Genomic DNA, 14,595 nt, shown 5'->3' with positions numbered 1-14,595 from the left:
ACCGCGGAAACCGAAGGGGCTTCCGACTAAGTTACCGGTGAGTATCATGGGGCATGCGCTACGACGTTGTGGTGATCGGGTCCGGGTTCGGCGGCAGTGTGACGGCGTTGCGGCTGGCCGAGAAGGGGTATTCGGTAGCCGTCCTGGAGGCCGGGCGCCGCTTCGCCGACGACGAGTTTCCCAAGACATCGTGGGATGCCCGGCGGTTCCTGTGGGCGCCGGCGCTGCGCTGCTTCGGCATCCAGCGGATCACCATGCTGCGCAACGTGCTCGTGCTGGCCGGCGCCGGGGTCGGGGGCGGCTCGCTGGTGTACGCCAACACGCTGTACCGGCCGATGCCGGCCTTCTACGACGATCCGCAGTGGCGCGCCATCACGGACTGGGAGCGCGAGCTCGCCCCGTTCTACGACCAGGCCGAGCGGATGCTGGGGGTGACGACCTACGCCCGCACCACGGCCGCCGACCGCGCATTTCGCAAGGTCGCCGAGCGGATGGGCGTCGGCGACTCCTTCCACCCCACACCGGTCGGCGTGTACTTCGGCCGGCCCGGCGTCGACCCCTACTTCGGCGGCGCCGGCCCGATCCGCCAGACCTGCGAGCACTGCGGCTCCTGCATGACCGGCTGCCGCGTCGGCGCCAAGAACACGCTGGTGAAGAACTACCTGCACCTGGCGGTGCGGCTCGGTGTCAGCGTGCACCCGCTCACGACGGTGACGCAGGTGCGGCCCGCGGCCGGCGGCGGTTACGTCGTCGCGACCCGGGGGACGGACCGGCGCCGCCGTCGCCGGCAGTTCGAAGCGGACCAGGTGATCTTCGCCGCCGGAGCGCTCGGCACCCAGCGCCTTCTGCTCAAAATGCAGGCCGAGGGGGTACTGCCCAAGCTCTCACCAAGGCTCGGCAAGCTGACCCGGACCAACTCGGAGTCGATCGTCGGCGCCCGGTCCCTGCGGAAGGGGACCGACTTCACCGATGGTGTGGCCATCACGAGCTCGTTTCATCCGGATGCGCGCACGCACATCGAGCCCGTCCGCTACGGCCCCGGCTCCAACGCGATGGGCCTGCTGCAGACCGTGCTCACGGACGGCGGACCGTGGCGCCCGCTGCGCTGGTTCGGCGCGTTCTTCCGCCACCCGATCCGGCACCTGCGGGTCCTCTCGGTGCACCGCTGGTCGCACAAGACGGTGATCGCGCTCGTCATGCAGTCCCTCGACAACTCGCTCGACGTGCACTACAGGCGCTCGTGGACCGGGCGGCGGCGGCTCACGACGACGCAGGGGCACGGCGAGCCCAACCCGGCGTGGATCCCGGCCGGCAACGAGGCGGTCCGCCTGCTGGCCGAGGAGATCGGCGGACTGCCCGGCGGCGGCTGGTCGGAGGTGTTCAACATCCCGCTCACCGCGCACATCCTCGGCGGCTGCGCGATAGGTGACTCCGCGCAGACCGGTGTCGTCGACGCCTACCAGCGCGTGTTCGGCCACCCGGGGCTGCACGTGGCCGACGGCGCCGCCGTCTCGGCCAACCTGGGGGTGAACCCGTCGCTGACGATCGCCGCCCAGGCCGAGCGGGCGGCGTCGATGTGGCCCAACCGAGGCGAGCCCGACCCGCGCCCCGAGCTGGGCGCGCGCTACCGCCCGGTCGCGCCGATACCTCCGTCACGTCCCGCGGTCCCGGCGGAGGCACCGGCGGCGCTGCGACTACCCTTTTCGGCATGACAACGCCTCCACCGGTTCTCGTCGTCGACTTCGGGGCCCAGTACGCCCAGCTGATCGCCCGCCGGGTGCGCGAGGCGAACGTCTACTCGGAGATCGTGCCGAGCTCGATGCCCGTCGCGGACATGCTGGCCAAGCGCCCCGCCGCGATCGTGCTGTCCGGCGGCCCCTCGTCGGTCTACGAGGAGGGCGCGCCGCAGGTCGACCCCGCGCTGTTCACGGCCGGCGTGCCGGTCTTCGGCATCTGCTACGGCTTCCAGGCGATGGCCGTCGCCCTGCACGGCGAGGCCGCCCACACGGGCAACCGCGAGTTCGGCGGGACCCCGCTGACGATCGCGGCCGGCGGGGGAGTGCTGCTGCGCGACCTGGAAGCCCACCAGTCGGTCTGGATGAGCCACGGGGACTGCGTCACCGCCGCCCCGGCCGGCTTCACCGTGACCGCCGGCTCGCCGGGCGCGCCGGTCGCCGCGTTCGAGGACACCGAGCGCCGCCTGGCCGGGGTGCAGTTCCACCCCGAGGTCGCGCACACGCCGCACGGCCAGGAGATCCTGCGCCGGTTCCTCTACGACATCGCCGGCCTGGAGCCGACCTGGACCTCGAACAACATCATCGAGGAGCAGGTCGCGGCGATCCGGGAGAAGGTCGGGACCAAGCGGGTGATCTGCGGGCTGTCCGGCGGCGTCGACTCCGCCGTGGCCGCGGCCCTCGTGCACAAGGCCGTCGGCGACCAGCTGACCTGCATCTTCGTCGACCACGGGCTGCTGCGGGCGGGCGAGGCCGAGCAGGTCGAGAAGGACTACGTCGCCGCGACCGCGATCAACCTCAAGGTGGTCGACGCGTCCGCGACGTTCCTCGGCGCGCTGGCCGGGGTCACCGACCCGGAGCAGAAGCGCAAGATCATCGGGCGCGAGTTCATCCGCACGTTCGAGGCCGCGGCCCGCGAGCTCGACGCCGAGGACCACGTCGAGTTCCTCGTCCAGGGCACGCTCTACCCGGACGTCGTCGAGTCCGGCGGCGGCACCGGCACGGCCAACATCAAGTCGCACCACAACGTCGGCGGGCTCCCCGACGACCTGCAGTTCCAGCTGGTCGAGCCGCTGCGGACGCTGTTCAAGGACGAGGTCCGCCAGATCGGCGCCGCCTTGGGCCTGCCCGAGGAGATCGTCATGCGCCACCCCTTCCCGGGGCCGGGCCTGGCGATCCGGATCATCGGCGCGGTCGACGAGGAGCGGCTGGAGATCCTGCGTGCGGCCGACCTCATCGCCCGCGAGGAGCTCACCGCGGCCGGCCTGGACCGGACCGTCTGGCAGTTCCCGGTGGTGCTGCTGGCCGACGTCCGCAGTGTCGGCGTCCAGGGCGACGGCCGCACCTACGGGCACCCGATCGTGCTGCGCCCGGTCTCGAGCGACGACGCGATGACCGCCGACTGGTCGCGGCTGCCGCACGAGCTGATCGCCAAGATTTCGACCCGGATAACGAACGAGGTCCGGGAGGTCAACCGCGTGGTCGTGGATGTTACGTCCAAGCCGCCGGGCACCATTGAATGGGAATGAATCCCTCTTCAGGGTGTCTGACCTCTTGCTCTGGCCGTCAAAAGCCGGACAATTTATCTCCGTGACTCCAGCGTTACAACCGCTGCGGCGCATCGCGGCCTACTGCGTATGCGCGGACGGCGACACGTTCCTGCTCGTGCGGGCCTCGGCCAAGTCCGGAACGCCCGGCGTATGGTCGCTGCCCGGCGGCGCCGTCGACCACGGTGAGAACCCGGTCGACACCGTCGTGCGGGAGACCGCCGCCGAGACCGGCCTGTCCGTCGCCGTGGTCAAGCTGCGCGACGTGCTCGCCGACATGCGGGCGCTGCCGGCCCGTGAGCTGACGATCCACACCGACCGGCTCATCTACGAGGTGTCGGTCCGCGGCGGTGCGCTGCGCGACCGGGTCGGCCAGCCCACCGACCTGGCCCGCTGGGTGACGCTGGAGGAGGCCAAGACGCTGCCGCTGCGCCGGTTCACCGCCGACGCGCTCGGTCTGCCGGAGGCGGCGGCCGATGTGCGCCCTGACGGTACCCCCCAGATCCCGTCCTTTTATGCGGTGCCCGGCCCCGACGGGCTGCACCGGGCCCAGCGCTTCGCCGCGTATGCGGTGTGCACCGACCGGCGCAACCGCGTCCTGCTCACCCGCATCTCCGACGGGTATCCGGGCGGCGGCTGCTGGCACCTGCCCGGCGGCGGCACCGACTTCGGCGAGCAGCCCGGAGTCGCCCTCATCCGCGAGCTTGTCGAGGAGACCGGCCAGGAGGGGAAGATCGTCGAACTGCTCGGCGTGGCCAGCCACCGCGACGCCGCCCAGCTCGGCCCCGAGGGCTACCCAATCGACTGGCACGGCGTGCGCGCCTTCTACCGCGTCCAGGTCGCCCGCTCCAGCCGCCCGGTGATCCACGACGTCGGCGGCTCGACCGCGGAGGCCCGCTGGTTCGACCCCGAGGAGCTCGACGAGCTGCCCCTCACCGAGGTGACGGAGGAGGCCCTCCGCGGGGTCGGCCTACGCTGATCACCATGACGCAGACACGGGTGATCACCGTCTACGGCCGGCTGCCGGACGCGGCCGAGGAGATCGGCGGACCGATCCGCCACGGCGAAAACCCGGCGTCCGCCGTGGTGCGGCTGTTCCGTGAGAGCTCCGGCACACCGGTTGTCGTTTCGCGGGTACGGGAAGTGCTCGCACTGACGACGCCCGGCCTCCACGAGGACCGGGTCGTCTACGACGTCGTCCCCGCCTCCGCCGGTGAGGTGGCCGACGCGTTCGTCGAGGCGCGCTCCGACCTGCCGAAGGGCCAGCGGTTCGCGGCGTACGGGTACGTCACCGACCCGGCCGGCCGCGTCCTGCTCACCGAGATCGCCAAGGGCTTCCCCGGCGCCGGCCGGTGGCACCTGCCCGGTGGCGGCACCGACGTCGGCGAGCAGCCGGCCGACGCGCTGCTGCGGGAGCTGTACGAGGAGACGGGTCAGCGCGGCCGGATCGTCGAGCTGCTCGGCGTGACACACAGGCGCTCCTCGGGGCTCGTGGGGCCGGAGGGGTACCCCATGAACTGGCACGCCGTCCGTGCCCTCTACCGGGTGCTGGTGCCTGAGCCATCGACACCGAGCGTGACGGAGGAGGTCGGCGGATCGACAGCCGGCGCGGCCTGGTTCGAGCCCGGCGAGGTAGCGGGCCTGACGGTCACCGAAGTTGTCCAGTGGGCTACAGGACTGTCCGCAACGAGCGAGTGACAAGCGTCGTTACAATGGACTAGAGGTTAACAAAAAACTACACTGAGTAGTTCTACGGTTCGTCCTAACCGGCGGTTTCCTACCTGAGGCATCGCCAATCGCGACCTGATATGAGACCGTGTAGATCGCGAGACCTACTCGCGAAACGGACATCGCGGGTCGAAAGGCCCCGAAAAACGGACCGTGGGAACCTCGTTCCTACATGGAGGATCAGTGCCGAGCACACCTTGGCAGCGACGACGCACCACGGACAGCCCGCGCCCCGGTGGCGGACGGCAATGGGCGGGGCGGCTGCGACGCAGCGGCTCGCTCGCCCGTCAGGTGCTCTTCGCCGGACGGGTCGCCCGCCGCGGCGAGGGTAACGTTGCCGGCGCCACCTCGCTGCTCGTGCCCGCCGCGGAGACCGACACCCGCACCGGCCGCGTCCGCCTGCCCCGCCTGCGGATGCGCCGTCGTGACGGACTGTCACGAGACCTGACCACCCTGGCACCGGTCAGCCCTCCGCCGGTCACCACCCCGGTCATCCCGCCGGTCGACGAGCCCGCCGCGCTCGCCATCCCCCTCCTGCCCGGCGAGCGCACCGTCGCCCGCCGCATCCGCTTCGCCCTGGTCAACGCCTGCACCCTGAGCAGCCTCATGCTCGGCCTGTCGGCCATCTTCATCGCGGTCAACCAGGGCGACGTGCGCGTCGCCGCCTCGCTGCTCATCGCCTGCGTCATCTTCGACGGCCTGGACGGCTTCCTGGCCCGCCGCCTCGGCGTGGCCAGCCCCTTCGGCGCGCAGATGGACTCGCTGGCCGACATGTGCTCCTTCGGCCTGGCCGCGCCGGTCGTGGTCTACGCCTGGCTGAACGGCTCGGCCCCCGGCTGGCTCCTCGTCCCCGCCTGCGCCCTGGTCGCCGCGGCCGCCGCGATCCGCCTGGCCCGCTTCAACGTCTCACCGAAGGACGGCCGCTTCTTCTGCGGCGTCCCGACCACGATGTGCGCCGCCGTCCTGGCCCTGGGCACCCTCATCGCCCCGGAGATGCCGGCCGCCCTCCGCGTCGCGGGCGTCGTGCTGCTGGGCCTGGCGATGGTCTCCAGCTTCCCGTACGCGAAACTGGCCCGCCTCCTGAAGCTCCCGCCGTGGCTGCTGGTGCTTCCGGTCGTCGGCGCCCTGGTGAACTACCGCGTCACCTTCGTGGTCGTGGTGCTGGCCTACCTGATCAGCGGCCCGCTCCTCTGGCTGAAGCAGCGCAACAGCCAGACCGCCTGACCTTCGACTGCTCGGGATCGGCCCCGCTCCGCACGCTTGGAGCCGGGGCCGATCGCCGTTTCCGCCCGTGATCCCACGACGTAACCGCACAGGCCGGCCACGTCACCACCGCCCGCGCGGGCGCATCTCCTGTCGCATGGGCTCCACCATCGCGGCGGTTGCGAGGTCTTGGCTTCGGGCTCCCGTGCGGACGAATTACTCTTTACCGATATGTCGGGCACTTCGTGCCGCGACATATCGGATTTATCGCCTGTCGGCGGTTTCTAGGGGTTGTTGCAACACAGTGTTTTCAGTTGGTGATGGTGAGGACTTGTGCGAGGCGTTCGGCTGGGGTGTCCCAGTTGAGGGTTTGGCGGAGGCGGCCGTTGAGCTGGGCGGCGACTGCGGCGAGGTGTTCGGGACTGTGCTCGGTGAGGTCGGTGCCTTTCGGGAAGTATTGGCGGAGCAGGCCGTTGGTGTTCTCGTTCGATCCGCGTTGCCAGGGGTTGTGCGGGTCGCAGAAGTACACGGGCATGTCGGTGGCCGGGGTGAACTCGTGGTGCAGCGCCATTTCCGAGCCTTGGTCCCAGGTCAGGGACCGTTTCAGGTGCTGCGGGAGGGTGGCGACGGTGTCGAGGAGGGCGTCGCGGACGACTTCGGCGCTGCGGCCACGGTTGCCGAGGTGCACGAGCAGCACATATCTTGTGGCGCGTTCGACGAGGGTGCCGATCGCGGACTGGCCGTCCTTGCCGATGATCAGGTCGCCTTCCCAGTGGCCGGGGACCGCGCGGTCGTCGGCCTCGGCGGGCCGGTCGCTGATCATCAGCATCGGCGCGGTGAACCGCGACCCGCGGGCCGTGCTGCTGCGGGGCCGGCGCACGGCCCGGCCGGTCCGCAACGCCGCGGCCAGTTCCCGGCGCAGTGCCCCCCGGCCCTGGACGTAGAACGCCTGGTAGATGGTCTCGTGGGACACGCGCAGCTCGCGTCGGTCGGGGTGATCGCGGCGCAGCCGGGCGCTGATCTGGGCCGGGCTGTGCCAGCCCGCGAGGAGGTCCTGGACCGCGTCGCGCAGGGCGGGGTTCCCAGCACGTTTCCGCAGTGTCGGCCGGGGCCGGCGCCGCTCGGCCCGCTGCTGCGCCGCGAACGGCTGATACCCGCCGTCCGGGTCGCCGTTGCGGGCGATCTCCCGGCTGATCGTGCACCGCGGCCGGCCGAGCTCAGCGGCGATCGCCGCCTGCGACACCCCGGCCCGGACCCGGTCAGCGATCACCACCCGCTCATCCACAGACAGCTACCGGCCCGAGACCACCACCGGTGGCCGCGCCGCCACCACAGCCGCCACCACAGCCGCCTCCGCAGCGGCCGCCTCGGCGGCTACCCGCCGCCACCGCCACCCCGTCCGCTCCGCCACCCCGACCAGCCGGCACGCCACACCCGTCCGCACCCCCTGCCCAACGAACTCGAAATAGGCAGCGCGCTCAGCCAGCAACGGCATACATCCCTGCGGGCGACGACTCTCCCGGATCTTGAACATGACAACCCCTGATCAGGTCAGGTGTTGCAACGATCCCTTGAAACCGGGGACAGGGTATAAGTCCGATAAGTCGAGGCGCGCCAGCGCCCGACTTATCGGGGACACGCCGGACGGCCCTTGCTGCGGCAGGTGTCACGCGCTAACCCGTGTTCGTAAGGCGTCCGTGTGTTGGTGTGGCGGTGGTCGATAACTGAAGACCTCATGGCGAGGGTGGCGGTAGCGAGGCGCCATGACCTGACCGGCGCGCAGTGGGCGGTGCAGCAGAGACCTCGTGGCCGGGGTCCGATGGCGGGACGGGGCGTGGGTGCAGGTCCGGGCGGCTGCTGATGCTGCCAGGAGTATCGATTGGCCGGTGAGTGTCGATTCCACGGTCAGTCGGGCACACCGGCATGCGACGGGTGCCCGCCGGGCGGTCACGTGCAGCGGGAGCCGTCGGGCGGTGTCCGACGAGCCCGCTGGTCACGCGTGGGGTGGACCCACATACGCGCTGCTGGACACCGACCCGGCGATGCGGCCGTTGACGGCCCGCCGGTTGACTGCAGGCCAGGAATCGGTGTCTGTGTCCGCTACCGCGACCTGGCCGTTGGCGGACGCCTGACCAGAAAGCGCGGCGGCTCAGACGAGCCGGCGATCCGCGGCCCAGCGCGACAGCTCGTACCGGTTGGACATCTGCAGCTTGCGCAGCACGTTCGATACGTGCGTCTCGACCGTCTTGATCGAGATGAAGAGCTCCTTCGCGATCTCCTTGTACGCGTACCCCCGAGCCAGCAGCCGCAGGACCTCCCGCTCGCGGTTGGTCAGCTGGTCCAGCTCCGGGTCGGCGACGGGGGTGTCGGGGCGGGCGGCGAACGCGTCGAGTACGAAGCCGGCCAGGCGCGGGGAGAAGACGGCGTCGCCGTCGGCGACGCGGCGGATGGCGTCGGCGAGCTCGTCGGGGGAGATGGTCTTGGTGACGTAGCCGCGGGCGCCGGCGCGGATCAGGCCGATCACGTCCTCGGCGGCGTCGGAGACCGAGAGGGCCAGGAAGCGGACGTTCGGGTGGGTGCGGCGCATGGCGTCGAGGACCGCGCGGCCGCCGCCGTCGGGCATGTGGACGTCGAGGAGGACGACGTCAGGCTCCAGGGCGGAGATCTTCTGGACCGCCTCGGCCACGGCGCTCGCCTCGCCGATCACGTCGACGTGCAGGCCGAGCTCGGCGCGGACGCCCGCGCGGAACATCGCGTGGTCGTCGACCAGGAACACGCGCAGGCGCTGGGTGGTCTCGTCGGTGCTCATCGTTCTCCGCCTTCGCTCGGGGCCGTAGCTGAAGCCGATGCTGTCGCCGGCTTGCGGCGCTTGGCCTCGGTGTCGATCGGCATGTGGAGGCGCACTTCGGTGCCCTCACCAGGGGTACTGCGGATCTCGGCCCTGCCGCCGTGGCGCTGCATGCGCAGGATGATCGAGCCGCGGACCCCGTGGCGATCATCGTCCACCGCGGCCAGGTCGAAGCCGGCGCCCCGGTCGCGCACGAAGACGCTCACGCAGTCGGGCTCGACCTCGGCGTACAGGGAAATCGTCTGCACTTTGGCGTGTTTGGCCGCGTTGACGAGCGCCTCCCGGGCGGCGGCGACGATCGCGCCGACCTTCTCGTCGACGTCCACGTCACCGACGACCACCGTCTCGACGGCGATCGCGAAGGTGTCCTCGACCTCGGCCGACGCCTCCTCGAGGGCGGCGCTGAACTTCTCCATGGGCGAGGCGGTCGGCTTGTACAGCCAGTTGCGCAGCGTGCGCTCCTGCCCCCGCGCCAGCCGCTGGACCTCTTTGACGTCCCCGGCGTTGCGCTGGATCAGGGCGAGCGTGTGCAGCACCTGGTCGTGGATCATCGCCGCCAGCTCGGCCCGCTCCTGCTCCCGCACCCGGGCCTCGCGCTCGGTGCTGAGCTGGGTGAACATGCGGTACAGCAGCGGCGCCAGGGCCAGCCCGACGCCAGCGAGGGCCACGGCGGCGAACGCCAGGCCGTAGCCGATCGAGGAGAACGGCACGCCCCGCAGCGGCACCCCGACCACGAACACGCCGATGATCCCGGCCACCACGAGCAGGCCGCCGCCGACGAAGCGCACCAGATACGACTTGCGGTTGGTGTCCATCACCGCGCCCAGCCACGGCATTCCCGGCACGGCCGCCGACCAGCGCTCCCGGCGCTTCGGGTCGGCCTGGTGCCAGATGATGCCGGCGCCGAGGGCGATGATCGCGGCGAGCCAGCCGATCACCGCCGAGACGCCTCCGCCGCCTTCCGGCTGCACCATGAGCCGCAGCACGACGATGCCGACGCCGAGCGCGAGGAACGAGAACAGCTGGTTGACGTTGCGCCCGCCGCCCCGCCCGTGCGGTGGCATCGGCAGGACCGCCCAGAACGCGGCGTAGAGCAGCGCCCCCAGCCCGTTGAACGCCGCGAGCACCACGAACGCCACGCGCACCAGCACCACCGACGCACCGAGGTGCGCGGCGAGGCCGGCGGCGACGCCTCCGACGACCCGGTCGGCGGGTTCGCGGTACAGGCGGCGTACGGGGAACGGGCTGCTCACCCCCGAATCGTCACACGGATGCACCGCCCAAAACCACTCCGAGCGGCCCGGAGCCGCAGAATCAGGGTGCCCTCAGGGTCGATGCCTGAGGCGGTCCCGGGTCGAGTCCGCGAGCATTGACGGCATGACGAACCCGCCCGCCGCTGACGAGCCGGCCGCCGCCGCCGCTTCCCTCGGCGCCGGCGATGCAAAAACCGCAAAGCCTGCTCCGGGGGTACTTCCCGAAGCCGCCGACACCACAGAGCCCGCCGCCGCGGCGGCCGGCACCGCGCCGGACCCCGACGCCGAGACCTCACCGGCGGTGAAGGCCGCCGACGCGGACGAGGTCGGCGACGCCCGCGACGCCGGTGACGCCGGCCCGGTCGCCGGGAAGATCGACGAGGACGAGCCGGAGGCCGTCGCCCCGAGCTTCGCCGCCGACTACACCCCGTCGGGCCCGTCGGCGACGTTCGAGTGGCCCACTGACACCGCGGGGCCCACTGACACCGCAGAGACCACGAGGATCACGGAGACCACTGACGAGCGCGCCGCCACGCCGCCGCCGGCCGCCGAGGACGCTCCGCCGTCGGCGCCGCCGTTCGGTGGGGCCACACCGCCTCCGGGTGGGGGTATGCCGCCGGGGGGAGGGATGCCGCCGCCGTTCGGTGCGCCGCCGTTCGGAGCTCCGCCGCCGCCGTTCGGGGCCGGGTTCAACCGGGCCCTGCTCGTCCGGCCGCAGCAGGGCCGGTACGTCGCCGGTGTCTGCGCCGCCATCGGCCGGGCCACCAACACCGACCCCACCCTCTGGCGGGTGATCTTCGCCGTGCTGACGCTGGCCGGCGGCGTGAGCATCGTCGCGTACCTGCTGGGCTGGCTCCTGCTGCCCGCCGAGGGCGACACCGGCTCGCCGCTGGAGGCGCTGCTGGGCCGCGGCCGCTCCGGCACCTCGGCGCCCGTGGCGATCATCATCGGCGTGTTCGCGGTGCTCGCGTTCCTGCTCGTCATGTCCCAGAACTTCGGGGCCGCGCTTGTCGGGCTGGCCGTGGTCATCGGCGTCGTCGCCCTCGTCGTGCGGGGCCAGGGCGCCGGCGGCCAGCAGTCGCCGCCGCCCGGCCCGTTCGTGCCGCCGCCGATCCCCAACCCGGCCCCGGGCCCGTTCGCGGCGGCCGGCGCACCGTACGGGGCACCGCAGTACCAGCCCGGCCCGGCCCCTTCGTTCGGCCCCATGTCGTTCGGGTCGCCGTCGTTCGGGTCCGCACCATCGCGCCCGTCGGCGCCGACCGCGACAGGAGATCCCGAGATGACCGGTGCCGCCGAGGCGTCCGCGCCGCGGCCGGGCGGCGTGGGCACGACCCAGGACCTGGCCGGCGAGACGGCCGTGGCGCCGGACGGCGAGCCGGGTCCGCCGCTGCAGCCGCCGACCGCGTATGCGGAGCCGAAGGGGCCCACCGTGACCCCGTTCCCGCCGCTGCCACCCCTGCCGCCGCTGCCCCCGATGCCGGGGACTGCCCAGTCCGGGTACCGCCCGCCGTTCGCGCCGCGCGGCCCGTTCAGCGGCAGCCCGTACGCCGCGAGTCTCGGCTACCCGCCCGGTGTACCCGGCGCGCCGTACCCCGGCTTGGGGGTTGTCCCGAAGGTCAAGAAGCCCAAGGAGAAGTCCCGCCTGGGCCGGATCACGTTCTCGCTGATCCTGCTCGCGCTCGGTGTGCTCGCGGCGCTCGACGTGACGGTTGTCGACTTCAAGCCGAGCACGTACTTCGCGGTGCCGCTGGCCATCACCGCCCTCGGCCTCGTCACCGGTGCGTGGCTGGGCCGGGCCCGGGTGCTCATCCTGCTCGGCGTGGTGCTGAGCATCGCCCTGGCCATCGCGACAGCGGCGGCGCAGACCGCGCTGCCTCGCAGTACAGCCAATGTGAATATCGCTCCTAGCTCTTTCTCGGAGCTGCAGGACGAATACTCCACGGATATCGGCGACATCCGGGCCGACCTCACGGAACTCAACTTCGCGGGGCAGGAGTCACCGATCGCCATCGCGTTCCACACCGGGGCCGGCGACATGCGGATCACGGTGCCCGAGAACGTGGACGTGACGGTCAACGTGCACCTCCAGGCCGGCGACTGCCAGGTCTTCGAGACCCAGTGCGGAGGCTTCAAGCAGACGACCACGGTCACCGACTACGGGGCCGACGGCAAGGGCAAGGGCGGCGCACTGATCCTGGACCTGGACCTGCAATTCGGCGATGTGAGGGTGGACCGATGAAGCCGCACCGTCTGGACGGCGTCTCGCTGACGTTCGGCCTGATCTTCCTGGGAATCGTGGTGGTCTGGCTTTTCAACCAGGCCGTCTCGGTCCACCTGAACGCCGGCTGGATCGTGGCCGTGGGCCTGATCCTGTTCGGAGGGCTCGGCCTGCTGGGGGCGCTGCGCTCGGACAAACCGCAGCGCAGCACGGCCGGGCCGAACGGCGATGGGCCCGACTACGACCTGGACGCCGACTGAGCCTGGCGGGGGGTCAGGCTCGGCTCGGGCGGGGGCCCGGGCCGGCGGTCAAGGATGGAGAACGGCGCATCGCGGCACGGAATATGCTGGCCGACGGGGTTGATACCCCGTCGGCCAGCTGTCCGTTGCCGGGCCGAAACCCTACGTAGCCCAGACAACCTTTTGAGGAGCCCTTCCGAGATGACCCAGCTTCCCGTTGGCGGCCCGTCCGGCGCCTCCCGCCGCCCGACCCAGATCGGTGACCGGGCCGCCCGGGTCCTCGCCTCCGAGCTCGCCCGCCACGGCGGCCCCAAGACCGGCCTGGTGGTCGGCGCCGTCGCCGGCTCCCCGGCCCTGGCCGCGGTGATCGACGCGCTGCTGCCCGACGACCGGCTGACAGTCGTCGCCCCCGGCCCCGGCGGCGGCGCCGCCCTCCGCGAGCACGTGGAGCGCCAGGGCCGCTGGGTCGTCGAGCGCACCCGGGTGATCGACTCGATCGACGCCGCCGAGCCCGCCGACGTGGTGATCCTGGCCGAGGCGCTGAGCGGCACCGCCGAGGACGCCCGCGAGGTGCTCGCCGGCCTGGCCAAGCTGGTCGCCGACGGCGGCGTGCTCACCGTCGTGGTGCCCGCGACCCGCCTGCCCAGCGGCGCGGCCGACGAGGTCGAGCGGCAGGCCGCCCTGTACGGCGTCGGCAGCGACCTGGTCCTGCGCAACGTCCCTCCGGTCCGCGTCCACCGCCTCCGGCACACCCCGGCCCACCACAGCGCGGCCGCGAACCTGCTGCCCGCCCTGCGCCCGTCGAGCGTGCCGCTGACCCGGGGCATGAACATCGACTCCAACGGCGTGGCCGCGGCCGGCATCGCCCTGGGCCTGGCCGCACTGGCCAAGGCGGCCCGCCCGAAGTCGAAGCTGTGGCTGGTCCCGGCCCTGGCCGCGGCCCCGGTGGCGGCGTTCTTCCGCGACCCGCAGCGCGACGTCCCCGAGGACGCCTCCGCCGTGGTGGCGGCGAGCGACGGCAAGGTCCTGGGCGTCGAGCGCCTGTACGACAAGCGCTTCGGCGACCAGGAGTTCCTGCGCATCGCCGTCTTCCTCTCCGTCCTCGACGTCCACGTGAACCGCGCCCCGGTCGCCGGCAAGGTCATCGACTACTTCGTCGAGGACGGCGGCTACGCGGCCGCCATGAAGCCGGAGGCCGAGCACAACGTGGCCGCCTACACCCTCCTGGAGACCGCCCACGGCCCCGTAGCGGTGGTCCAGCGCACGGGCCTGATCGCCCGCCGCATCGTCCAGCGCGCCCCCATCGGCTCCCTGCTGGCGAAGGGCGAGCGCTTCGGCCTGATCCGCTTCGGCTCCCGCACCGACGTCTACCTGCCGGCCGACCGGGCAACCGCCGAGGTGGCCCCGGGCGACCGCGTGATCGGCGGCCAGACGGTCATCGCCACCTGGCACTGAGCACAGCGCCACCGACCTGCGCCGCGGTGCTCCGTCCGGCCGCGGCGCAGGCCGACCCCCGACTTCCCGCTTGCCTCCTTGGCCGCAGCGAACCGGTCCGTGACATCGGCCACTCCTACGTCCACGCCGCCGCCGTCGACCGCGCCGGCACGGTGTTCCAGCAGCCCGTCACCGACCTCAGCGCCCGTCCAGCAGTGCGTCAAACCCCCACTGCCACTGGACCCAACGGCAGGGTCGAACGCTTCAACCGCATCGCGAATCGAATGGGCCTATCGGCGCAGCTCCGCCGGCAACACCGAGCGCGCCGCCGCAATCGACGCTGGCTCGACGTTCAGCCGCGCGCGGCGCTCGCTGCCACAACCGTTCTCCGG

At 72.0% G+C, this 14,595-nt stretch carries 11 protein-coding genes and 1 pseudogene; 9 read left to right on the top strand and 3 right to left on the bottom strand.

What is annotated here, in order from left to right; genetic code table 11:
- The first annotated feature begins 53 nt into the window (after positions 1 to 53).
- The 5 genes from Dvina_RS49485 (at position 54) to Dvina_RS49465 (ending at position 6,232) form a co-directional block, all read left to right on the top strand.
- Complete coding sequence (locus tag Dvina_RS49485; RefSeq protein WP_223098986.1) at positions 54 to 1,712, top strand: FAD-dependent oxidoreductase; 1,659 nt, start codon at positions 54 to 56, stop codon at positions 1,710 to 1,712.
- Positions 1,709 to 3,262: a glutamine-hydrolyzing GMP synthase gene (guaA, locus tag Dvina_RS49480; protein WP_223098984.1), complete on the top strand. Its 1,554-nt coding sequence runs from the start codon at positions 1,709 to 1,711 to the stop codon at positions 3,260 to 3,262. The genes Dvina_RS49485 and guaA overlap by 4 nt, the downstream gene beginning before the upstream one ends.
- A gap of 61 nt (positions 3,263 to 3,323) precedes the next feature.
- On the top strand, positions 3,324 to 4,259 hold the full coding sequence (locus Dvina_RS49475; RefSeq protein WP_223098981.1) for an NUDIX domain-containing protein: 936 nt from the start codon (positions 3,324 to 3,326) through the stop codon (positions 4,257 to 4,259).
- Between the two features lie 5 nt (positions 4,260 to 4,264).
- A complete protein-coding gene (locus Dvina_RS49470) occupies positions 4,265 to 4,978 on the top strand; it encodes an NUDIX hydrolase (RefSeq protein ID WP_223098978.1) in 714 nt (237 codons plus the stop codon).
- 291 nt (positions 4,979 to 5,269) lie between these two features.
- Complete coding sequence (locus Dvina_RS49465; RefSeq protein WP_380028167.1) at positions 5,270 to 6,232, top strand: CDP-alcohol phosphatidyltransferase family protein; 963 nt, start codon at positions 5,270 to 5,272, stop codon at positions 6,230 to 6,232.
- 289 nt (positions 6,233 to 6,521) lie between these two features.
- Here Dvina_RS49465 and Dvina_RS49460 read toward each other — a convergent pair whose 3' ends face one another.
- Positions 6,522 to 7,496 carry an IS30 family transposase gene (locus Dvina_RS49460; protein ID WP_425516507.1) on the bottom strand — a complete coding sequence of 325 codons (975 nt, stop codon included), beginning with the start codon at positions 7,494 to 7,496 and terminating at the stop codon, positions 6,522 to 6,524.
- Positions 7,497 to 7,946: 450 nt separating this feature from the next.
- On the opposite strand from Dvina_RS49460, the pseudogene Dvina_RS55580 reads away from it, so the two are divergent.
- Positions 7,947 to 8,217 (top strand): annotated as a pseudogene (locus tag Dvina_RS55580) (IS5 family transposase); the annotation flags it as partial.
- Between the two features lie 143 nt (positions 8,218 to 8,360).
- Here the strand turns inward: Dvina_RS55580 and Dvina_RS49455 are convergent.
- Both Dvina_RS49455 and Dvina_RS49450 read right to left on the bottom strand, forming a co-directional pair.
- Positions 8,361 to 9,020 carry a response regulator gene (locus Dvina_RS49455; RefSeq protein ID WP_223098975.1) on the bottom strand — a complete coding sequence of 220 codons (660 nt, stop codon included), beginning with the start codon at positions 9,018 to 9,020 and terminating at the stop codon, positions 8,361 to 8,363.
- The gene (locus Dvina_RS49450; RefSeq protein WP_223098972.1) at positions 9,017 to 10,312 is read right to left on the bottom strand and encodes a sensor histidine kinase; all 1,296 of its coding nucleotides are present in this window, start codon (positions 10,310 to 10,312) and stop codon (positions 9,017 to 9,019) included. Before Dvina_RS49450 ends, Dvina_RS49455 begins: the two co-directional genes overlap by 4 nt.
- A gap of 124 nt (positions 10,313 to 10,436) precedes the next feature.
- Between Dvina_RS49450 and Dvina_RS55460 the strand changes: the two genes are divergently transcribed.
- The 3 genes from Dvina_RS55460 (at position 10,437) to Dvina_RS49435 (ending at position 14,224) form a co-directional block, all read left to right on the top strand.
- A complete protein-coding gene (locus Dvina_RS55460) occupies positions 10,437 to 12,551 on the top strand; it encodes a PspC domain-containing protein (RefSeq protein WP_223098969.1) in 2,115 nt (704 codons plus the stop codon).
- Complete coding sequence (locus Dvina_RS49440; protein ID WP_223098966.1) at positions 12,548 to 12,790, top strand: hypothetical protein; 243 nt, start codon at positions 12,548 to 12,550, stop codon at positions 12,788 to 12,790. Before Dvina_RS55460 ends, Dvina_RS49440 begins: the two co-directional genes overlap by 4 nt.
- A gap of 180 nt (positions 12,791 to 12,970) precedes the next feature.
- Positions 12,971 to 14,224 carry a phosphatidylserine decarboxylase gene (locus Dvina_RS49435; protein ID WP_223098963.1) on the top strand — a complete coding sequence of 418 codons (1,254 nt, stop codon included), beginning with the start codon at positions 12,971 to 12,973 and terminating at the stop codon, positions 14,222 to 14,224.
- Positions 14,225 to 14,595: the final 371 nt, after the last annotated feature.

The organism is Dactylosporangium vinaceum, from assembly GCF_019904175.1.
In the GTDB taxonomy this organism is placed as follows: domain Bacteria; phylum Actinomycetota; class Actinomycetes; order Mycobacteriales; family Micromonosporaceae; genus Dactylosporangium; species Dactylosporangium vinaceum.
Note: the sequence above shows the minus strand (reverse complement) of the source record. Positions and strands in the feature narration are given on the sequence as shown.

What these genes read in the sequence shown, in the direction of transcription:
- Dvina_RS49485 (WP_223098986.1), top strand. Translation starts at nt 54, where the DNA reads ATGCGCTACGACGTTGTGGTGATCGGGTCCGGGTTCGGCGGCAGTGTG.
- guaA (WP_223098984.1), top strand. Translation starts at nt 1,709, where the DNA reads ATGACAACGCCTCCACCGGTTCTCGTCGTCGACTTCGGGGCCCAGTAC.
- Dvina_RS49470 (WP_223098978.1), top strand. Translation starts at nt 4,265, where the DNA reads ATGACGCAGACACGGGTGATCACCGTCTACGGCCGGCTGCCGGACGCG.
- Dvina_RS49455 (WP_223098975.1), bottom strand. Translation starts at nt 9,020, where the DNA reads ATGAGCACCGACGAGACCACCCAGCGCCTGCGCGTGTTCCTGGTCGAC.
- Dvina_RS55460 (WP_223098969.1), top strand. Translation starts at nt 10,437, where the DNA reads ATGACGAACCCGCCCGCCGCTGACGAGCCGGCCGCCGCCGCCGCTTCC.
- Dvina_RS49440 (WP_223098966.1), top strand. Translation starts at nt 12,548, where the DNA reads ATGAAGCCGCACCGTCTGGACGGCGTCTCGCTGACGTTCGGCCTGATC.
- Dvina_RS49435 (WP_223098963.1), top strand. Translation starts at nt 12,971, where the DNA reads ATGACCCAGCTTCCCGTTGGCGGCCCGTCCGGCGCCTCCCGCCGCCCG.